Genomic DNA, 20,462 nt, shown 5'->3' on the forward strand with positions numbered 1-20,462 from the left:
AAACGGGAAGGGGGTGAACTGGATGGACACCGGATGCTGCACCGACACGGGCTGCTGCGACGAGGACGATCTGGACTGCTGCTGAACAGCGCCGCCCCGGCCTGCCGGCCCCACAAGGACCGGCAGGCACCCCGACCGAGCCGCCGATACCAACGTATGAACAAGAGGACAGCATGGATTCAGTGAAGAACCTTCCCATCGCAGTGATCGGCGCAGGCCCGGTAGGACTCGCCACAGCGGCGCACCTGCTCGAACGCGGACTCGAACCGGTCATCTTCGAAGCCGGCCCCACTGCAGGCGCCGCCATCGAACAATGGCGCCACATCCGGCTGTTCTCTCCTTGGCGGTTCAACCTCGACGACGCAGCGGTCCGCCTGCTCGAACCCACTGGCTGGGAATCACCCCGCCCCACCGCATTGCCCTACGGCGGCGAACTCATCGACAACTACCTCACCCCGCTTGCAGCAACACCCCAGATCGCTTCCCTGCTCCAGACCGGTGCCCGTGTCATCGCCGTCACCCGGCAGGGCATGGACAAAACCCACGTCCGGGACCGCGACACTACTCCTTTCGTCGTCCGCGTCGAGCACGACGGCGGAGAAATACGGGACCACACCGTGGCCGCCGTCATCGACGCCTCCGGCACCTGGGCCACCCGCAACCCGCTCGGCACCTCAGGCCTGCCCGCCATCGGCGAGACCACAGCCACTGACCGGATTTCCTCGCCCCTGCCCGACGTTGCTGGCCGCAACCGCGCCTCCTTCGCCGGTCGCCGCGCCCTCGTCGTCGGGGCCGGTCACTCGGCCGCGAACACCCTGATCAATCTCGCCGACCTGGCCAAGGACGAGCCCGATACCCGCATCCTCTGGGCCGTCCGCGGCGCTTCGGCTGAGAAGGTCTACGGCGGAGGGGACGCTGACGGGCTGCCTGCGCGCGGCCAGCTCGGCTCCCGCCTCCGTCGCCTGGTCGAAGCCGGAACCATCGAACTGCACACCGGATTCGGCATCGCTGCCCTGAAAAACCTCGACTCGCACGTGAGCGTCGAAGCCGTGGATGGACGCACCATTGACGCCGACGTCATCGTCCCCTGCACAGGCTTCCGCCCGGACCTGGAGATCCTGCGTGAAGTGCGCCTGGACCTGGACCCCGCTGTTGAAGCCCCTACCGAGCTCGGGCCGCTGATCGACCCTGAATTCCACTCCTGCGGCACGGTCCCGGCGCATGGTGCGAAGGTTCTGGCCCACCCCGAAAAGGACTTCTACATCGTCGGAATGAAGTCCTACGGCCGGGCACCGACCTTCCTGCTCGCCACCGGCTACGAGCAAGTCCGCTCCGTCGCCGCAGCCCTCGCCGGTGACCAGCAGGCTGCTGACACCGTCCACCTTGAACTGCCCGAAACCGGGGTCTGCTCCGCGGACGCCGGCACCAGCTGCGACGTCCCGGCTGCAGTCACAACGCAGGAGCCCGAGGCCCAGGGCGGTTGCTGTGCCGCACCCGAACCGGCATTCGTCGGCTTCCCGACCGGGCTCGCACATGGCCGCTCCGGCACCAGCAACCAATAGCCAGTCACCAAACCAACATTGGAGCACTGTCATGACCGACCACCAGGAAACCACGCTCGGCCTGCAGGACAACACCGAAGTACTCCATCGCATCAGTGACCGGCTCGCCGGACGTTACGCAGGGATCTTCGCCGCAGAAACCGTCGAACGCTACGTCTTCGAGTCCTACACGGCCCTGGCCCGCACAGCGAAAGTCAGCGCCTACCTGCCCGCGACAACCGAGCACTTCGCCAACGACAGGCTCCACGCCCTGGCCAAGTCCAAAGGCTCCCTGGCCTCCGAAGTCCCGGAAGTGTTGTTCGTCTGCGTGCAGAACGCCGGCCGCTCCCAAATGGCCGCGGCCCTGCTCACCGTCGAAGCCAAAGGCAAAATCCGTGTCCGCTCCGCCGGGTCCCTACCCGCATCAGAACTCGACGCCAACGTCGTGACAGTAATGAACGAGATGGGCTTGGATCTGGGCAAGGAATACCCCAAGCCGCTCACCGACGACGTCGTCCGCGCCTCCGATGTGGTCATCACCATGGGCTGCGGCGACTCCTGCCCGATCTACCCCGGCAAGCGTTACGAAGACTGGGAACTCACCGACCCGGCCGAGCAGCCCCTCGACACCGTCCGTGAAATCCGCGATGAAATCCACGACCGCGTTAAAAACCTGGTCGCCTCCCTCACGAAAGAAGCCGCACTCTAATGACCTCCGAACACCCCGCGGTCCTGTTCATCTGCAGCAAGAACGGCGGCAAATCCCAGCTCGCCGCAGGCCTCATGCGCGACCTGGCCGGGGATGACGTTACGGTCTACTCAGCCGGCACCAAACCCGGCGCGGCGTTGAACGCCCAGTCCGTGGAATCCCTGGCCGAACTGGGCATCGACGTCACCGGCGAGTATCCAAAACCGGTTACCGATGAAGTCCTCAACACCGTGGACGCCGTCATCGTCCTCGGAACCGAAGCCAAACTCGACCCACCGGCCGGCAAACGCTTCGAAATCTGGGATACCGATGAACCCTCCGAACGCGGCATCGAAGGCATGGAACGCATGCGCCTGGTCCGCGACGACATCAAGGACCGTGTCCAAAAGCTCTACACCGAACTCATCGAGAACACGCCCTAGTCCGCGCCTTCCAGAAACAAAATTGCCGCCAGCGGCAACGTATGCCCCGGGATCATCCAGGTCCCGGGGCATACGCCTATCTTCACCACGAACTGCTTCGCCCTGTCCTTTCTTTGACAACGGACCTTCCGGCGAACCGACGTGGGATTCCTAGTCGTGGTTCCAGACCTTGATGGAGGACAGGAGCAGGAGCAGGACGAGCAACGGGATGAGGACCAGTGAGGGGACAACCCCCAGCAGAAGCCCGCCGATCACTGTTCCGGTGATGGAGCCCAGGGTCATGGCGATGAGGAAACGCTTGTTCCCTCCGAGTACGGCGAAGCTCTTGTCCTTGCTGAAGCGGGCAAACGCGACAAGCATGGTCGGCAGCGAAACGGCCAGTGAGAGGCTACCTGCGATCTTGATGTCGGTTCCGAAGAGCAGCACGATCGTGGGGATCAGCAGTTCTCCGCCGGCTACTCCCATGAGAGCGGCCACGACACCGATGATGACCCCGGCCGCGATGCCCGCGATGGTCCGAGGACCCTCCGCGATTGCGAGCGGATCAACGGCAAAGAAATGCGTGTAGAAAAGCAGTGCTGCGATGAGTACGAGCAGCACCGCGATCACGCGGTAGAGGGTCTTTGACTTCAGCCGCGTAGCCCAATGGGCGCCGATCCAGGCCCCGACCAGACTTCCGGCCAACAAGTTCAGGACGATAAACCAGTACGGGGAAAGATCCCCGATCGGGATCGCGAAAAGCCGGGCCGGCAGCGCTGTCATGACGACGATCAGGCTCATGGCTTTATTCATGATGATGGCCTGCAGCGCAGCGAAGCCGAAAACCCCAATCAGCAACGGAAGCCGGAACTCCGCACCGCCCAGGCCGATCATGCCGCCCAGCACGCCAATGATGGCGCCGGCGAGGAAGACCAGGGCCGGAGAATGACGTCGTGCCGGTCCCTGGATCGACAGCGACTGAACTGTGCTTTTCATGAATCGAAAAGTATCAGTCCATGCGTTCTTCGTTGGCGTTCGTTTCGATGTGACGGGGACGCGCAGAGGTCTCTGTGATATCCGGTCGGAACCGGAGCGCAATCCACAAGCCACAGCGGCGACAAATGTAGGCAGGTTCCGACCCGATGGCGTGCAGTTTCCTGCGGCCCATCACCCTGCCACAGCAAGAGCAGGCGGCGGCGTCAGATTCCACTGTTCGTGAGAGCTTCCGTTAGCTGCTCAGTTGTAGGCAGGCCGGCAAAGCCCCGGGGAGTCATATAGATACGGCAGGCCAGTTCGCTTGAGGGCGCCCCTCCAGGGAAGATGTCGACCCCGTCGACAGTGATCGTGGGCGAACCTGCAAACCCGGTGTCCTTGATATCGGCTGCTGACTGAAGAAGACGCACGTGCACCTCAACCTCCGCACGCCCCAAGGCCAGCAATGCTTCTTCAAGACGCTCGTACGCCTTGACCGTGTTGGGACACTCATCTATATGAAGCAGTTCCACTCGCATGTGACCATTGTCCCCCGCCCGCCCACGTGATGCGGAGGCACAGGCCTAGATGTCAGGGGTTACCCCTAGAGTCCTCGGGAGAAGAACCATCAGCATCGCTATCGGAGCCCCCTTTGCCTCGCACCAACGCCCACACGGCCGCCCCTCGATCGGTCGTCAAAGCCCGAATAGCGCAAAAATGAATAACGCTAGTTACCGATATGACGGTTTCCAACTGGCGGGGCTGTCGAGTTTCGCACCACGAGCTGCGGTGTGAGGCGCCTGTCTGCGGCGGGCCCATCGGGATTGCTGAGGCGTTCCAGAGCAACGGTTCCCGCAATCTGCCCGAGTTCAACAGCATGGAGGTCAACGGATGTGAGGTCGATGCCGTGAAGTCCGGAGGTCCTCGAGTTGTCGTATCCCACAAGGGAAAGCTCGGACGGCAACGAAAGGCCCAGCGCGTACGCAGCCTCGCGGGCGCCCAAGGCGAGCTGGTCGTTGTGGGTGAATATTGCCGTTGGCCGGTCAGTCATAGCGAGCAATTTTGCGGCCGCCCGCTGTCCGGCGTCCTGCGTAAAGTCATCGGCCTCGAGCGATAGTGGCTTCAGCCCGGCGTCGCGCATGGTTTGTGCGTAACTCTGCCTGCGGACCGTATGGCCGTCGTAGACGGGGCCCGCCAGGTGGGCGATTCTCGTGTGGCCCAGCCTGATGAGGTGTTCGGTGGCTGCGCGGGCGCCGGCGGCATCGTCTGAATAGACGCTGTCCACGCCATCCACGGGACGCGTCACGCTGACCAGTGGAACGATCTTGGCCAATTCATGGACCCGTTCGTCGGAATCCAGCAGGGTGGCGGCAATGATTATCCCCACTCGCGCCTCAATCAGTGATTCCAGCGCGCCGTGGTCCTCGCCGTCAACAGACCGGGAGACACTCAGGATGAGCCGGTTGCCGTCCTGGGGCAGTGCCATGCGGACGCCGCTGAGGATGTCAGCGTAGACCTCGTTGCGGATGTCCAGGAGATGGAGCCCGACGGCGGACCGATGCTTTCGTGCGAGATCGGCAGCTACTGCGTTGGGTCGGTAGCCCAGACGCTTTGCGGCATCGAAGATCGCCTGTTTGGTTTCCTCGCTGACGCCCGGCGCACCGCGGAAGGCAAAAGACACGAGGGTTCGGGAGACGCCGACTTCCTTGGCGACGTCGCTTTGGGTGGCCGAACGATGGCGGTTGTCGATAACCATGCCCTCATCCTCCCATGGCGGAAAGTCTTGAACCCAGACATTTGTTAGTTTGACCTTACATTTAAGCCTTTCGCGCGTTAGTCTGTATTCAGAACGGGTGAATACGACCCGCACCACACTGACAAAGGAGTCTTGATGTCTGCCACACAAAGGCAGCGGGGAGCCGCCGATGGCGCCTTACTCCCTCCGCTGACAAATGGTCCGCACAGAAAGCGCCTCGGCCTCGTTGCCTTGGTAGCCACCTTCGGCGGTCTTCTCTTCGGCTACGACACCGGCGTTATCAACGGCGCACTGAGGCCTATGACCATGGACCTCGCATTGACGCCGCTGACAGAAGGAATCGTCACCAGCTCCCTTTTGTTCGGAGCGGCTGCCGGAGCGGTTGGCGGTGGGCGCTTGTCAGATGGTTGGGGTCGCCGCAAAACGATCATCCTGTTGGCCGTCCTGTTCTTTGCCGGGACCATTGCCTGCGTCTTCGCACCGAGCTTCGAAGTAATGGTGCTGGGGCGGGTCATCCTCGGCTTGGCTGTCGGTGGCGCCTCTACCGTGGTCCCGGTGTTCCTTGCCGAGCTGGCGCCGTATGAAATTCGTGGCTCTCTTGCCGGACGGAATGAACTCATGATCGTCATTGGGCAGCTCGCGGCTTTCGTAGTCAACGCCATCATCGGCAATGTCTGGGGTGAATTCGGGGGAGTCTGGCGCATCATGCTTGCGGTCGCAGCCCTGCCCGCCATAGCTCTGTTCTTCGGTATGCTGCGCATGCCTGAGTCGCCGCGTTGGCTCATTTCCAAGGGGCGGTCGCAAGAAGCGCTGGAAGTGCTGAAGACCATTCGATCCGTGGAGCGAGCCGAGGCTGAAATGGCCGATGTGAAGCACCTGGCTGACGAGGAACGAGCTTCAAAAGCAACCTCTTGGGGAGCACTCAAGGACAAATGGATTTTGCGCATTGTGCTGGTAGGTATCGGCTTGGGCGTGGCTCAGCAGCTAACCGGCATCAACTCGATCATGTATTACGGGCAGTCCGTGCTGGTTGAAGCCGGCTTCGACTCAAGTGGAGCCCTCATTGCCAACATTGCCCCCGGTGTCATTGCGGTGGTCGGTGGCGTCATTGCCTTGACGCTCATGCAACGGATTAATCGACGCACCACCCTGCTCCTTGGATTCACGCTGACCACCGTTTGCCACTTCCTCATCGGAATCGCCTCGATCGTCCTGCCCGTCGGCAATGCCGCACGCCCCTTCGTTATCTTGTTCCTGGTGGTGGCGTTTGTAGGATCCATGCAGACATTCCTCAACATCGCCGTGTGGGTGATGCTGTCCGAGATCTTCCCGCTGCATGTTCGCGGCTTCGCGATCGGCCTGTCGGTATTCTGCCTCTGGATCGCCAATGCCCTCCTCGGCCTCTTCTTCCCCACGTTGGTGGCGGGCGTGGGGATTACGGGAACGTTCTTCCTCTTTGGGATTGTTGGAATCCTGGCCCTCGTCTTCATCTACACGCAGGTTCCCGAAACCCGCGGACGCACCTTGGAGGCACTCGAAGAAGATGTGACCACCGGTGCCATCTACCTGGTGCACAAGAAGGAACCGGCAGCAACCTCTTAGAACTCCGCAGCGTTGGCATCCCGCCCGCCGGACTCCCGTAGTCCTGCGGGCGGGATGTCTTCTTGTCAGGGGCTGGCGGTACAGTGAAGGTATTCGAATATATGTTCGAATGTATGGCGTGTCGCGCACTCGGATGCGGGCGACGCGTGCTAGTGCGAGCCAAGGAGCGGAATGTCCAAGCCAGCGCTCATGCATCGCATGCAGGAGATCGCCCACGTGGATATCAACTGCTTCTATGCGTCGGCAGAACGTGCCTTCAATCCTGCGTTGGAGGGCAAGCCGCTGATCGTCCTGTCCAACAACGACGGCTGCGCCGTGACCAGGTCGCCTGAGGCCAAAAGACTGGGAATCGGACTCGGCGAGCCTTGGTTCAAGCTTGCTCCACGCGCCAAGGAATGGGGACTCATTGCACTCTCAAGCAACTATGAACTGTATGGAGACATCAGCTCGCGGGTGATGGAGCTCCTGGCCCGGTACTCAGCATGGCAGGAGGTGTACTCCATTGATGAAGCGTTCCTCGGAGTCAAAGGGCAACCCGAGGATCTGCTGGAGCTAGGGCGCACCATCAAAGCTGCCTGCCAACGACACGTGGGGGTTCCCGTTTGCGTAGGAATCGCGCGCACCAAGACGCTTGCCAAGCTGGCCAACAAGTGGGCAAAGCACAACCCGGCCTTCAATGGCGTGTGCCGGTGGGACTCCATCCCGGAGCCCCAACGCGAAGCACTCATGGCACGGCTCTCCGTGATCGAAATCTGGGGCGTCGCCACCAGGCTCACGAAACGCCTGAACGCGATGGGGATCTTCTCCATCCTGGACCTGGTCCGTGCCGACCCCGTGGCATTGCGGGACAAGTTCTCCATCGTCATGATGCGGACTGTGCTGGAACTGCAAGGCACCCCCTGCATCCCCATGGAGGAGGAACGGATCGGACGGGATCAACTGATCTTCTCCCGGTCCTTCTCCACACCAATAACCTCAGCAGCCGAGCTGCGGCAGGTACTGAGTGTCTATGGCCAGATGGCCAGTGCCAGGCTGGCCAAGCATGACCTGCAAGCCAAGCTGCTGACTGCCTTTGCGGCAACATCGGTCTACAACCCCAACGACAAATCGTTCCCCACTGTCAACGTCAAGCTGCCAATGCCCACCTCGGATCCGGTGTTGCTGACCAAGGCCGCGCATGCGCTGGTTCCAAAAATTCAGGAAGGCGTGAGGTACGCCAAAGCTGGAATCATGGTCACGGACCTCCGACCCAGCGGCAACCAGAAACCGCTGGAAATCTTCGAGAACCGGCATGAAGAACGGGGCATAGGCCCCTTGCTCGAGCAGGTCAGCAAGCGCTATGGCCGTGGCTCCATCGGTTTGGGCCATGCGGGCATCAAAGGCGGCCCGGACTGGTCCATGAAACGCGACATGCTCAGCCCCCGCTACACCACCAACTGGGACGAGCTTCCTTTGGTGAAGGCGGCCTAACGTGTCAGCGAGCGGGATTGGCCATCGGATCAGCCGATCACTTGTAGGACTCGAACACGATCGAGTCGAAGACGGTGCGTGCCTCTCTCATCAGCTCCGGATTGATCGATTCGTCGATATGGCCCACCGCGATGACAACCCGCTTACCGTTCAGGTCGACCACCCGGTAGGTCTCGTGTTCATTCTGATTCGAGTACCAGTGTGTGCAGTGGTACATCATTTCTGAGTGGATGCAGAACTTGCCGCTGTCGCAGGCCGTGATGTCCACGTCGCCCTCGACGGAGTGGTCGAACTCGAAGCCGGAGTAATCGCCCACCATGACCTTGACAGGAGGAGTGCTTGCCGTTGACGACTGCGCCGCCATAGCCCTAGTGAAGGCCCAGTCCGCAGGACCGACATCGGCAAGGGCACCCCTCCAGTTGCATGCATCCATCGACACATAGAACGCGGACCCAAGAGTCAGGTAGACGGCCCATTCAGCCGGGTGATCCGGGTCATCCTTTCGCAGGCTATTGCCGTCGAGAGCAGACCAGCCGCCTGGGACGGTGATCTGGAAAGGCTCCTTGTAGCCGTCGACGGGGACTAGATATGTGCCGGCGTCGATATCGCCACTCTTCGGCAGCGGCGGAACCGTGCGAGGGTCGCGACTCTCCGGCAGCGGTGGGTCCGTGCGAGCCTCCGTAATCGGAGAACTGGCAGACGGCAGGGATGCGTCGTAAGACTCATACTCGCACCCACCGAGACATCCAATCAGTGCGAAAGTCACCAAGGGCAAGAGATGGCGCGACCGCCGAGCGGCCTTATCGGGGGGTGTCATGGAACTCATTGATCCACCAGGCCGCTACAAGGTGCTGTGAGGCCCCGCAGCCGGGTGGCCCCGCGGGCGGTCCGAGATGGGATGCCGTCGCCTCAAGTCTCCTACGACAGAGAACCCGTGACAATGAAGAGTTCGACGGAGAAAAGTTCGACTCCGCGGGATCCCGGGAAGTCCCGAGCGACGTTCTACAGGCGGTCAGGAGTGCTTGGGGACCAGCAGGGCGACATTTAGCTCCGCAAAAGACCGCCGTTTATCGCCAACATTCACACCTAAGCCCGCAGCCGGTAGCCGCGCTTCACTACGGTTTCCACAAGTTTGCCATCAGGAAGGGAAGACCTGAGCCTGCTGACCGTCATGTCCAAAGCGTGTACGGAACCGCGCAGGTCCAGCAGGTCGGAGAGAGCTTCCCTGGACAGGACAGCCCCACCCGCGCCGAGCAGCGCCCGCAGCAGCAGGAGGGGAGCCGGTGCAAGGTCCACCACCTCACCGTTGATCCGCAGGCAGCGTCCACGGAGCTCGATGGTGGCGCTCTTGGTTTCCAAGCGCCGCACGTGGTTCAGCGAAAGATGTTCGGTAACCAGCCTGATGAGCGCACCCATGCGGTAACGATCAGGGATCAACGGGGTGAGCCCGGCGTCGACCAGCGGTTGAGCGGTGACCGGACCGACGGCCGCAACGGTTACCGGGCCCTTGAGAGCTTCGATGAGCTGGCGGTACAGGCCCATTTCATGTGCGGTGCTCCACATGGCGTCCACTGCCGGGGCGCTGGTGAACGTCAGGACATCGAGGTTTCCGCTGACCACGGCTTCGATCAGGCGCGGCAGTTTGTCTTCGCCGTCGGGCTTCACCCAGCGGTACGGAGTCACCGTCAAGACAGTAGCTCCGGACATACGCAGCCGTTCCAGCTGGCGGACGTCCGTGTAGCCGTGCAACTGGACGGCCACGGTCTTGCCGCGCACGCCTTCGGCCAGGAGCATGTCCACCAGTGTGGCGGTGGTTTCGTCACTGCTGATTCCGACGTCGGCAAGGCCAGCCGCCCGAACGGCACCGCGGGCTTTGGGGCCACGGACGAACATGCGGCAGGCGGACAGCGTGTCCAGCAGTTGCTCGCCGATGCCAAAGGAATCAGCGGCCTCACACCAGCGGCGCATGCCGTAGGCGGTGGTGGCGATGCAGATGTCCGGCTTGGCCTCGATGATGGTGCGGGTGTCCTCGATGAGGACCATGTCCTCCTGCACCGGGGCGATCTTCAGGGCGGGTGCGTGCAAAACGCTCGCACCGCGGCGCTCCAGTGCCTCAATGAGGTCGCGGGAGCGGCGGTGCGAGGTGACGCCAATGCGGAATCCGTCCAACGGCGCTTCTACGGCTTCGGCAACTTCCGGCGCGGCAGTAGCGTCCTGGACTTCGATGGCACGTGCAACAGTCATGTGTTCTTACCTTCAGGCTTCAAGGAGCGAAGCCGCGAGTCGGCTCAGTTCAGCGGATGCTTCGGCATGATTCCGGTTGGCTTCAGCAACCCGGACCACCTCGCCGATGACCAACACGGCCGGGTTGCTGCAGCCGGTGGCTGCCGTTTCGATGGTACCGAGGTCAGCGATGGTGGTGCGCTGTCCCGGCCGGTACCCACGTTCCACCACGGCCATTGGCATGTCCGAATTCATCCCCGCTCGGCGGAGCCCGGCCGCCAGCTGGGGCAGGGTGCCGATGCCCATGAGGACCACGATAGTCCCGCCCAGTCCGGCAAGGTGGGTGTGTTCCTTCTCCGTCAACGGGGCATGGCCGGATACCACGGTGAACATGTGGCTGACCTCGCGGTGCGTCACCGGGATTCCGGCTGCAGCGGGAACGGAAATAGCACTGGTGACACCGGAGATGACCCTCACCGGGACGCCGGCAGCAACACACGCAGCCACTTCTTCGCCGCCGCGGCCAAACACGTACGGATCGCCGCCCTTGAGCCTGACCACATTCTTGCCCAGCAGTGCAGCCTCCACCATCAGCTTCTCGATGTCCCTCTGAGTCACCTTGTGAAGCCCGGGCTGCTTTCCAACGTCCACGAGCTCCGCAGAGGTCAGATCAGCCAGTTCCTGATAGGGCGCAAGCCGATCGTAAAACACCACATCGGCATCGCGCAGGGCGTCCACAGCACCCACCGTGAGCAGATCCAGGGCTCCCGGGCCTCCACCCACCAGGGTCACGTGGCCCTCGGCGCCGGGTGCAGGCTCGAAGGCTAGGGGAATCCCGGCGTCGCGGCAGCGTTCCACCAGCGGCAGCCAGCCGGACCCGCCGTCGTCCACTACCGCCACCAGGAACGGGCGCTCGGGAAGCTGGCCGTCGCCCGGCACACCTTCCGGGGCGCTCAGCCGGTACACGTTGGCACCGGCGCTCTGGTAGCGGCGGACCGCCTGGCGGGCAGACTTTTCAGATCCCGTGACAAGGACGTCACGGCCGGTGAGATCAATGGTGAGCTGCATGGTGAACCCCTAGTTTTCTACGCCGACGGTTTCGCTGCGGACCGGGATAGTGGAAGCGATGAGCACGCCGCCCTTTTCCTCGTTGGTGGCCGGACGGATCTGGCCGCGCTCCGGAACAAAGGAAATGGATTCGTCCTTCTGGTTGGGAGCGTTGACGAACGAACGGAAACGGCGGAGGCGCTCCGGGTCCTTCAGGGTCTCGGCCCACTCGTCCTCATAGGTGTCGATGTGCTTGGCCATGGCGGCTTCAAGCTCGTCGGCAATGCCCAAGGAGTCGTTGACCACTACTTCCTCGACGTGCTTGATTCCGCCGTCGAGCTCTTCCTGCCAGCGCGCGGTGCGCTGGAGGCGGTCAGCGGTGCGGATGTAGTACATGAGGTAACGGTCGATGTACTTCAGGAGGGTTTCGTCGTCCAGGTCCTTGGCCAGCAGCTGGGCGTGCGCCGGGGTGGCGCCACCGTTACCGCCTACATACAGGTTCCAACCGTCGGCCGTGGCGATCACGCCAACATCCTTGCCACGGGCTTCGGCACATTCACGGGCGCAACCGGAGACACCCATTTTCAGCTTGTGGGGGCTGCGGAGGCCGCGGTAGCGCAGCTCCAAGGCGATGGCCATTGCCACCGAGTCCTGCACACCAAAGCGGCACCATGTAGAACCAACGCAGGACTTCACGGTACGAAGGCTCTTGCCGTAGGCCTGTCCGGATTCGAAGCCGGCGTCCACCAGTTCCTTCCAGATGTCCGGCAGCTGCTCCAGGCGGGCACCGAACATATCGATGCGCTGGCCACCGGTGATCTTCGTGTACAGGTTGTACTTCTCCGCTACGGCCGCGATGACGCCCAGGCCCTTTGGCGTGATCTCGCCACCAGCGATGCGGGGGACCACCGAATAGGTGCCGTCCTTTTGCATGTTCGCCAAGGCGCGGTCGTTGGTGTCCTGCAGCGCACCGCGACCGGCATCCAGAACGTAGGCGGAGTGCTGGCTGGCCAGGATGGAGGCAATGGTCGGCTTGCAGATATCGCAGCCCGCTCCGGTGCCGTACTTGGCCATGATGTCTTCGAAGGACGTGAGCTCAAGGACGCGGATGGCATCGAAGAGTTCCTGCCGGGAAAGGCTGATGTGCTCACACAGTGCCTTGGAGACCTCAATGCCGGACTTCTTCAGTTCGCCTTCAAGGAGCTTCTTGAGCATGGGAACGCAGGAACCACACTGGGTGCCGGCCCTGGTGCAGCCCTTCAGCTCGCCGAGCTCCTGCACCGGGGAGTTGCCCTCGCAGGCACCGCAGCCGTTGATGGTGTCACGGATAGTTCCGGCGGCCACGTTGTTGCAGGAGCACAGGATGGCGTCGTCCGGAAGTTCGGTTTCAGGGGCCTCGCCACCTCCGGCAGCGCTCAGGTAGGCACCCGGTTCGGCGGACAGTTCGCGGCCCAGAAGCGGGCGGAGGCTCATGTACGGGGAGGCATCGCCCACGAAGATGCCACCCAGGAGGGTCTTGGCATCATCTGTGGTGACAATTTTCTGGTAAACCCCACGCGCGGGGTCGGCGTAGACGATCTCCAGGGAGTGCTCGGTGCGGGCAAACGCGTCGCCGAAGCTGGCAACGTCAACACCGGACAACTTGAGCTTCGTGGCAGTGTCAAAGCCCGGGAAGGTTGCTTCGCCACCATGCAGGCGGTCAGCAACGATCTCGGCCATGGTGTTGGCAGGAGCCACGAGGCCCAAGCACATGCCTTCGAAGTTGGCCACCTCGCCGATGGCCCAGATGCCGTCCACTTCCGTGGCGCAGAAATCATTGATGACAACGCCGCCGCGCTGGCCCAGGCTAAACAGCTGCTCTTCACCTTCTGCCGCGCGGAAGAGGTCGTCCCGGGGCTTCACGCCGATAGCCACGATTACGAGGTCCGCGTCGATGGTCCGGCCGTCAGCCATCAGGACACCGGTGACGTTGCCGTCGTCGTCCGTGACTACCTCGGAGGGGAAGACGCCACCGTGGACTTCGAAGCCCTTGGCCTCAATCAGGCGGCCGAGCGCCTGGCCGGCACCCTCATCCAGCTGGGTGTTCATCAGCCACGGTGCGCCGTTGATGACGATCGGTGTGGCGCCCAGCTGTTCGGTGCCGGCAGCGGACTCAAGTCCAAGCAAGCCACCACCGATGGTGACCGCGTTGACTTTGCGGCCGAGCTTCTCGCGCAGCCCGGCGATGGCCTTGTTAATGGCCCAGACGTCCTCGAGGGTGCGGTAAACGTGGGTGTGCTCGGAACCGGGGATGGGGAGCCGGGCCGCGTCGGAACCCGAAGCCACTACCAGGTGGTCGTATTCGTACTTGTTGCCGGCGGCGGTGAGGACGCTCTTGGCCACGGAGTCGATCTTCACGGCGCGCTCGCCGGTGACCAAAGTCAGGGCTTCGTGGTCCCACATGGATGCATCGCCCAAGGTGAGGTCCACGCCGGTTTCCGTGAGGGCCTTGCTCAGCGCAACGCGGTCGTACGGGAGGTGTGCCTCTTCGGTCAGCACCGTAACCTGCCAACCTTCAAGTCCGCGATTGAACATGGCGTCGGCGAAACGGTGGGCAGCGGGGCCGCCGCCGACGACGACGATGCGGCGCGGGTTCTCTGTACTTGAAGTGTGTCCGGTCACTGGTGGGCCTTTCGCAGATGTTGCAGACGGATCTCCGCAACTTGTGGTTCCAGCCTAGGGACGGGCAGTTTCGCTTCAGTTTCCCTTTTGTTTCGTGATCTTAACTTCTGCATCACGAACGCATTTCGTGAGGTGTGAGGTCTCTTTTACGCGTTCGACACAAACGCGGACAACCGATGAAACACCCGGGTCCTAGCTTGGAGTAGTGGCCGCAAGTGTGGCCCGGTCCGGGGGAGTGACGGTGGAAAAGCCAACACCCGGACACAGTGAGAGGGGCTGAAATGACCGTAATTCTGGACCGTGCCGAGGACCTGACCACAACCGCCACATGGCACCGTGTTTGCCGGGTGGACGAACTCGAACTGGCTTGGGGCGAGGCTGCGTTGATCGCCGGCCGTCAGGTTGCGCTGTTCCGCACAGCGCCCACCGAGGTCTTCGCTGTGGCACAGCAGGACCCGGCGACGCTCGCCAACGTTATGGCCCGGGGGATCATTGGATCCCGCGGAAGCCGGCCGACCATCGCGTCGCCGCTGCACAAAGAGGTCTACGACCTTGAAACCGGTGAATGCTTCACCAACCCGGAACTCAAGCTCGACGCGTTCGCCACCCGTTTGGTGGACGGCTTCATCGAGGTTGAACTCTAGGAGTCCTATAAGCCCAAGGCTTCGCGGACGTCCCTGAGAACATCATCCAGGGATGTCCGCGCTGCCTGGCGTGCTGCGGGAAGTTCCGCCGCAGTTTCCACGGCCTGGATGACTTCCAGGTAGCACTTGAGCTTGGGCTCGGTGCCACTGGGACGGATGATGACACGACTTTGGTCCCGGGTCAGGTACAGCAGGCCGTCCGTGGGAGGCAGGGCTTCGCTTCCTTCCGCAAGATCGGTTGAAACCTCGACGGCGGAGCCTCCGAACGCTTCCGGCGGGTTGACCCGCAGGCGGTTCATCATGGCATCGAGCAGTCCCAAATCGGCCACCCGGATACTGAGTTGGTCGCTCGCATGCAGTCCGTGCACTAGATACAGGTCATCGAGGGTGTCGAAGATCGTCTTGCCCTCGGCCTTGGCAGTTGCGGCGAGTTCGGCGATCAGCACAGCCGCTGAAATGCCGTCCTTGTCGCGCACCAGGTCAGGCGCCACACAGTATCCCAGTGCTTCCTCGTACCCGTAGGTGAGGCCGGGAACCCGTGAAATCCATTTGAAGCCGGTGAGTGTTTCCTCGTGGGCGTAGCCCGCTGCGGCGGCGATGCGTGAGAGCAGCCGGGAGGACACGATCGAGTTGGCGAACACTCCGGTCTGCGGCTCGTCCCCGGCACCGGCAGCCATTCGCGCTACTACGTGCGCACCAAGCAGCGCCCCCACTTCGTCACCGCGAAGCATCCGCCAGCTTCCCGTGGCGGGATCCAACGCGGCAACCGCGGCCCGATCGGCGTCGGGGTCGTTGGCCAAAACGATGTCCGCATCCGAGTCCGCAGCAGCGGCAAGGGCCAGGTCCAGCGCCCCGGGCTCTTCCGGATTAGGGAAAGCGACGGTGGGGAAGTCCGGATCCGGCTCGGCCTGTTCGGCCACGAGCGTGACATCGGCGAAACCGGCGGCGTTCAGGACGGAGACGGCCGTTTCACCGCCGACACCGTGCATGGGCGTCAGGACGATCTTGAGGTCCCGTGCCGGGAAGTGTTCCCTATCCACCAGTCCCGCCATCGCAGCTTCATATTCTGCGGCTACGGACGTGGGCAGCACTGTCCAGCCGTTTTCTGCGAGTTCAATGGAATCCAGCGCCCCCACGCCCTCGATCTTCGCGGCGATCTCAGCGTCGTACGGCGCCACGATCTGAGACCCGCGCCCGCTCTCAGATACTGCATGGCGTCCCAAGTAGACCTTGTAACCGTTGTCCTGCGGCGGGTTGTGGCTCGCTGTGACCATGACACCGCCGTCGCAATCCAGTGACCTGACCGAATAGGCAAGCAACGGCGTCGGAAGCGCTGCCGGCATCAGGAAGGTTTCAATGCCCGCTGCCGTAAAGATTGCAGCGGTTTCCTGGGCGAAGATGTCCGAGTTGTACCGGGCATCGAAGCCGACGACGGCGCGCGGCCGGGTTCCCGGTGCAGCTGCGGCTACAGATTCGGTGAGGAAGGCCGCCAGGCCTGCAGCTGCACGGCGGACAACAACGCGGTTCATTCGGTTGGGGCCGGGGCCGAGCGCTGCGCGGAGGCCGGCTGTGCCGAATTGCAGGGTGCCGTTGAAGCTGTCGCCCAGTTCCTGGGCTGCTCCCGCATCACCGCCGCTGGCAAGCCCGGCCAACTCAATGAGAGCAGCCGACGTCGCCGGGTCCGGGTCTTGGGAAGCCCATTGGCGGGCGTCGGTGAGCAGCTGTTCAAATGCGGCATCGCTGGATGTCATAGGGACAAAACTATCCTCAATGGGCGCTTCCCGGGCAACGAGGAGTTGGATCTCGTCCTCAAGAGCGGTTGTAAAGGGTGAGATCCCGCCCTAGGGCGGGCCTTTAAAGACCGCGTGTCGTGACGGTGAAGTCCGTGTCGCCTTCCATGCTGAACGCCGAGGAACCTGTGTTGTCCCAGTCCGGGAAGAACGTATCCGAAATCACCGCAGTTCCACCCGCCGCGAAGACTTCCACCGAGGACGAATCGAGGAGGATCGTGAGATGGACCTTGCTGCCTGGGGACGGCAGGGCTACTTCATGGAATGGGCTGAACTTTCCGGAGAAGTTGCTGGTTCCGGCCTGTGACCGGTCCACCCTGACACTGCCTGTTTCCTTGTTATAGGAGATCCGCAGTCCGGTCTCGGAAGCGGAGGATGAGTGGCGGAGGAGAACACCGGCTTCACGCGCCGACTTCAGGTCCATGTCCAGTTCGATCAGCTGGGTACGTCCCCGGAACTCCTGGCCAAGGTCCTGGGGCGAGGAGCCAACGGTGAGGTTTTTGCTCTTCACTTCACCGGAGCGGTCCAGCGTTTCCCGCGCCGCGCCGGCTATGGCAGACCGGAGCTCAAGCCGTTTCGCCCCCCGAACCAAAGTCAGTTCGCGGGGAATAGCCATGGAGCCGCGCCACGGGGTGGTGGGCACATCCTGGGCGTAGTCCCAGTTGCCCATCCATCCCAGGAGAACGGGCTTGTCCCCGGGCGCGCCGGAGATGGAGTTGGCGGCATAGTAGTCTGCGCCGTGGTCCAGCCATTGGGATTCGGTGAGCGGGGCGCCGGGGGCTGCCGCGTTTTCCGCCGTAAAGCGCCTTCCATCGAATTCGCCCACGAAGTACTGCATACCCGAGCCGCCCGCAATGCCGCCGGGGTTGATGCTCAGCAGCATGACCCACTTCTTTGCCGTGGAGTCCTCCACGTCCATGTGGAGGAGTTCCGGCACCTCCCACAGGCCTCCTTGGGCGCCGACACCGGAGAAATCACTCAGGTATTCCCAACGGAGGAGGTCTGTGGACTTGAACAGCTTGACTACCTGGGCGTCGGCAACCACGGTGGTCATCACCCAGTATCGGCCGGGTTCGTACCAGGTGATTTTTGGGTCGCGGAAGTTGTTGTTGGTGGGTGCAAGATTCAGGACCGGGTTGCCTTGATACTTCTGCCACGTGGTCCCGTTGTCCAGGCTGAACGCGACGGATTGTGCCTGGGAGCCTTGAGGCAGAGCGCCGTTCTTGCCATAGGCGCTGGTGTAGAGGGCCACCATGGGTGGGGTTTCCGCCGAGCCAAGACCTGAGGCATTGTTCTTATCCATCACGATGCAGCCGGAGAAGATTTCCTCTTCGGGGCTCGCCTCCATGGCCACGGGCTGCTGCTCCCAATGCACCAGATCCTTGCTGGTGGAGTGCCCCCAGGACATGTTGCCCCACGAGTTGCCCTGCGGGTTGTACTGGTAAAAGGCGTGGTAAGTGCCGTCGTGGTAGACGAGGCCATTGGGATCGTTGAGCCAGTTCTTCTCAGCGGTGAGGTGCGCAACGGGCCGCCACGGATCTGAAGGGGTAGGTGCCGGACCCGCCGGGGTGGGAACCGGCGTCGGGCTTTCCGCTTGCGTGCAGGATGCGGCGGAGAAGGCGACCACGACGGCGGCACTTGCGGCCAGCATTTGGCGGCGGGACAGGTGGGGGCTGGGAAATGTCATGGGGAAGATCCTGGGGTTGGGGGTAGCAGGGGTGCCGGTCCTCGTGGGTCCGGCACCCCTGCCGTGGCCTGTCGGCCGGGGTGTTACTGCTTACTTATAGAGGCCCTCGCCGCCAACGCGAACGTTGGTGGGAAGGTAACCGAACGGGCCGAGGCCGTTCTGGCCGAAGCTGCGGTCAACCTGCGTTACGCCGTCCTTGAAGTTCATCTTCACGGTGGGGGACAGGGAACCGCCGCGGACACCGTCCACGTTGTCGATGAAGGACTGGACCAGGCCGCCCGGCTGCACGTAGTGCGAGTAGGCCTGGAACTGACGGCCGTTCTGCCGCGGGTCCGGACCCTCCGGCGCGTTGGCCGGCATGTTCAGGTCCGTGGGGGAGCCCAGGGCCAGGCCGCTGTTGTTGACCGGCTGGTAGTCGGAGCGGACACCGTTGCCGACGAAGCCGTACACGCCGTCAGGGCCGCGCATTCCATCCGCGTACGTGAACTGGTGGCTGATGGTGAACAGGTAGTACTTGTTCTTGCCGTTCTCGTTCTGGATGAAGATCTGCGGACGTTCGGTCTGGTCGTTGACGCAGTTGGCCGAAAGGATCGGCGGCAGGAAGCTCCACTTGGTGAGGTCCTTGTTATCCGCCACGGCGAGGCCAACGTTGGCAGTCTGGTACCAGGCGCCGGTGCTGTTGACCTGTGCCAAAGTCTCGGCGTTGGGGTCGCCCGGCTGGTAGCCGAGGTCTTCCTGCTTGCACTTGTAGGAGCCGCGGGTGCCGCCGGTGTTGCCTTCGAAGACCATGAAGGTTTTGCCCGGGTGGGCGGGATCCGCGAAGGTGTACGGGTCACGGAACGCGAAGCCGGGGTTCTGGGCTTTGTTCTGGTACATCTTTCCGTCCGGCTCCAGCAGTTTGGTGTGCTGGAAGCCGTCGAAGGTCACGCCGTCCTTGTTGGCGTGGATGTTACCCAATGCCTTGGCGATCGCAGCGTCCGGAGCGATTCCGCCGCCGCCTGCATTCCGCTCGGCGACGTCGTAGAACGTGGTGGCCGTGTAGAAGACGTTGATCTTGTTGCCCTGCATGAGGCGCGTGGAGCCGGACCACTCCGTGTTGCCGATGGACGTGTTGTCCAGGAACAGGTGTCCGCCGTAGTTCCATTTGTCCTTGGCGGGATCAGCGTTGGTCTTGCGGAAGAAGTAGCCGATCCTTGCGTTCCAGTGGCGCTGGTCGAAGCCGTAGCCTGCGTGCCTGTCAGCAACCAGGGAGAAGATGACATCCCAGCCCTTGTAGCTGATCTGGTTGGCGTTTTCGTCTGTCAGCGACCAGGTGTCCCAAACCCAGACGTCGTCGTTCATGGCCGGGAAGTCCTTGGGGATTTCCGGCATGGTGACGTTGGGGCTCATGGAGTTCTCGCCCGGGGCAACGTTGGGGTTGCTCTGGGCCATGATCTGCTTGGCGTCGGCTCGCGTCCACTTGGACGTGAAGTCTGCTGCCGGATCGTACGCCTGCTGGGTGTGCGTGGTTGGCAGCGGGAAGCCGGGCGTGGGCGCCGGCATGGTGCTCGACGGCGGGTCGGCCGGCAGGTTGGCTTGCGCAGCCGGCGTCACCAGCAGGATGCTGCCGGCCACGCCGGCCGCAGCTGCGAGGGCTACTGCCTGGCGCAGCCGGCGGCGCTGCCGTGGAGGGGTTGAGTGCGTGTTCATGCTTGCTCTTCTCGCGGAGTGTTGGACTTCGTGGAGTGGGGCGCATGCCCTGACCCCCTGTTGGGGGTTCTCTACTCAGGCGTCCATCGATCCGCTGTAGGCGTCATCGAGGGACGCCATCGTTTCGAGGTGCGGGGGAGCTTTGTAGCTATCCGCCGCGGTGGCTCCGGCACGTCGACTTACCGGGGCACTCTCCACGCTAGACACGTGTTAGGTCTGAGGGCAAAGGGCATTTCGCGGGCTTTTTCGGTTACTCGCCAGTACTTGCGC

Annotated in this window: 17 protein-coding genes; 6 read left to right on the plus strand and 11 right to left on the minus strand. The window is 62.8% G+C overall.

Features of this window, described 5'->3' with window-relative positions; genetic code table 11:
• Window positions 1-173: 173 nt before the first annotated feature.
• From ACNAOT_RS07115 to ACNAOT_RS07125, 3 genes are read left to right on the plus strand one after another with little or no spacing between them, the layout of a single operon-like run.
• Entirely contained in the window at window positions 174-1,562 is a 1,389-nt protein-coding gene (locus ACNAOT_RS07115) for an FAD-dependent oxidoreductase (protein ID WP_420180555.1), read from the plus strand.
• 31 nt (window positions 1,563-1,593) lie between these two features.
• Window positions 1,594-2,250 carry an arsenate reductase ArsC gene (locus ACNAOT_RS07120; RefSeq protein WP_420180556.1) on the plus strand — a complete coding sequence of 219 codons (657 nt, stop codon included), beginning with the start codon at window positions 1,594-1,596 and terminating at the stop codon, window positions 2,248-2,250.
• A complete protein-coding gene (locus ACNAOT_RS07125) occupies window positions 2,250-2,672 on the plus strand; it encodes a low molecular weight phosphatase family protein (protein ID WP_420180557.1) in 423 nt (140 codons plus the stop codon). Before ACNAOT_RS07120 ends, ACNAOT_RS07125 begins: the two co-directional genes overlap by 1 nt.
• 150 nt (window positions 2,673-2,822) lie before the next feature.
• Here the strand turns inward: ACNAOT_RS07125 and ACNAOT_RS07130 are convergent, their stop codons facing one another.
• The 3 genes from ACNAOT_RS07130 to ACNAOT_RS07140 form a co-directional block, all read right to left on the minus strand.
• Entirely contained in the window at window positions 2,823-3,647 is an 825-nt protein-coding gene (locus tag ACNAOT_RS07130) for a sulfite exporter TauE/SafE family protein (RefSeq protein ID WP_420180558.1), read from the minus strand.
• 203 nt (window positions 3,648-3,850) lie between these two features.
• Window positions 3,851-4,162 (minus strand): thioredoxin family protein, encoded by a 312-nt coding sequence (locus ACNAOT_RS07135; RefSeq protein WP_420180559.1) that lies wholly within the window; start codon window positions 4,160-4,162, stop codon window positions 3,851-3,853.
• Window positions 4,163-4,350: 188 nt separating this feature from the next.
• Window positions 4,351-5,379 carry a LacI family DNA-binding transcriptional regulator gene (locus tag ACNAOT_RS07140; RefSeq protein WP_420180560.1) on the minus strand — a complete coding sequence of 343 codons (1,029 nt, stop codon included), beginning with the start codon at window positions 5,377-5,379 and terminating at the stop codon, window positions 4,351-4,353.
• Between the two features lie 135 nt (window positions 5,380-5,514).
• Between ACNAOT_RS07140 and ACNAOT_RS07145 the strand changes: the two genes are divergently transcribed.
• Both ACNAOT_RS07145 and ACNAOT_RS07150 read left to right on the plus strand, forming a co-directional pair.
• On the plus strand, window positions 5,515-6,981 hold the full coding sequence (locus ACNAOT_RS07145) for a sugar porter family MFS transporter (protein WP_420180561.1): 1,467 nt from the start codon (window positions 5,515-5,517) through the stop codon (window positions 6,979-6,981).
• A 171-nt stretch (window positions 6,982-7,152) separates the two neighbouring features.
• Window positions 7,153-8,451 carry a Y-family DNA polymerase gene (locus tag ACNAOT_RS07150; protein ID WP_420180562.1) on the plus strand — a complete coding sequence of 433 codons (1,299 nt, stop codon included), beginning with the start codon at window positions 7,153-7,155 and terminating at the stop codon, window positions 8,449-8,451.
• A gap of 37 nt (window positions 8,452-8,488) precedes the next feature.
• On the opposite strand, the gene ACNAOT_RS07155 is transcribed toward ACNAOT_RS07150, so the two are convergent.
• The 4 genes from ACNAOT_RS07155 to nirB form a co-directional block, all read right to left on the minus strand.
• Window positions 8,489-9,277 carry a hypothetical protein gene (locus ACNAOT_RS07155; protein ID WP_420180563.1) on the minus strand — a complete coding sequence of 263 codons (789 nt, stop codon included), beginning with the start codon at window positions 9,275-9,277 and terminating at the stop codon, window positions 8,489-8,491.
• A 260-nt stretch (window positions 9,278-9,537) separates the two neighbouring features.
• The gene (locus tag ACNAOT_RS07160; protein WP_091466214.1) at window positions 9,538-10,695 is read right to left on the minus strand and encodes a uroporphyrinogen-III synthase; all 1,158 of its coding nucleotides are present in this window, start codon (window positions 10,693-10,695) and stop codon (window positions 9,538-9,540) included.
• A 12-nt stretch (window positions 10,696-10,707) separates the two neighbouring features.
• Window positions 10,708-11,742, minus strand: coding sequence for a uroporphyrinogen-III C-methyltransferase (cobA, locus tag ACNAOT_RS07165; protein WP_420180564.1), 1,035 nt, complete (start codon window positions 11,740-11,742; stop codon window positions 10,708-10,710).
• A 9-nt stretch (window positions 11,743-11,751) separates the two neighbouring features.
• Complete coding sequence (gene nirB / locus ACNAOT_RS07170) at window positions 11,752-14,382, minus strand: nitrite reductase large subunit NirB (protein ID WP_091466217.1); 2,631 nt, start codon at window positions 14,380-14,382, stop codon at window positions 11,752-11,754.
• A gap of 281 nt (window positions 14,383-14,663) precedes the next feature.
• On the opposite strand from nirB, the gene nirD reads away from it, so the two are divergent.
• Window positions 14,664-15,026, plus strand: coding sequence for a nitrite reductase small subunit NirD (nirD, locus tag ACNAOT_RS07175; protein ID WP_420180565.1), 363 nt, complete (start codon window positions 14,664-14,666; stop codon window positions 15,024-15,026).
• A gap of 5 nt (window positions 15,027-15,031) precedes the next feature.
• Here nirD and ACNAOT_RS07180 read toward each other — a convergent pair whose 3' ends face one another.
• The 4 genes from ACNAOT_RS07180 to ACNAOT_RS07195 all read right to left on the minus strand — a co-directional run bounded on the left by ACNAOT_RS07180 (window position 15,032) and on the right by ACNAOT_RS07195 (window position 20,399).
• The gene (locus ACNAOT_RS07180; protein ID WP_420180566.1) at window positions 15,032-16,777 is read right to left on the minus strand and encodes a phospho-sugar mutase; all 1,746 of its coding nucleotides are present in this window, start codon (window positions 16,775-16,777) and stop codon (window positions 15,032-15,034) included.
• 103 nt (window positions 16,778-16,880) lie between these two features.
• Complete coding sequence (locus ACNAOT_RS07185; protein ID WP_420180567.1) at window positions 16,881-18,503, minus strand: glycoside hydrolase family 32 protein; 1,623 nt, start codon at window positions 18,501-18,503, stop codon at window positions 16,881-16,883.
• 90 nt (window positions 18,504-18,593) lie between these two features.
• Window positions 18,594-20,192 carry a glycoside hydrolase family 68 protein gene (locus ACNAOT_RS07190; RefSeq protein ID WP_420180568.1) on the minus strand — a complete coding sequence of 533 codons (1,599 nt, stop codon included), beginning with the start codon at window positions 20,190-20,192 and terminating at the stop codon, window positions 18,594-18,596.
• A 75-nt stretch (window positions 20,193-20,267) separates the two neighbouring features.
• Complete coding sequence (locus tag ACNAOT_RS07195) at window positions 20,268-20,399, minus strand: hypothetical protein (RefSeq protein WP_279586718.1); 132 nt, start codon at window positions 20,397-20,399, stop codon at window positions 20,268-20,270.
• Between the last annotated feature and the right edge of the window lie 63 nt (window positions 20,400-20,462).

This window comes from Paenarthrobacter sp. TA1.8, from assembly GCF_048595705.1.
GTDB lineage: Bacteria > Actinomycetota > Actinomycetes > Actinomycetales > Micrococcaceae > Arthrobacter > Arthrobacter nitroguajacolicus.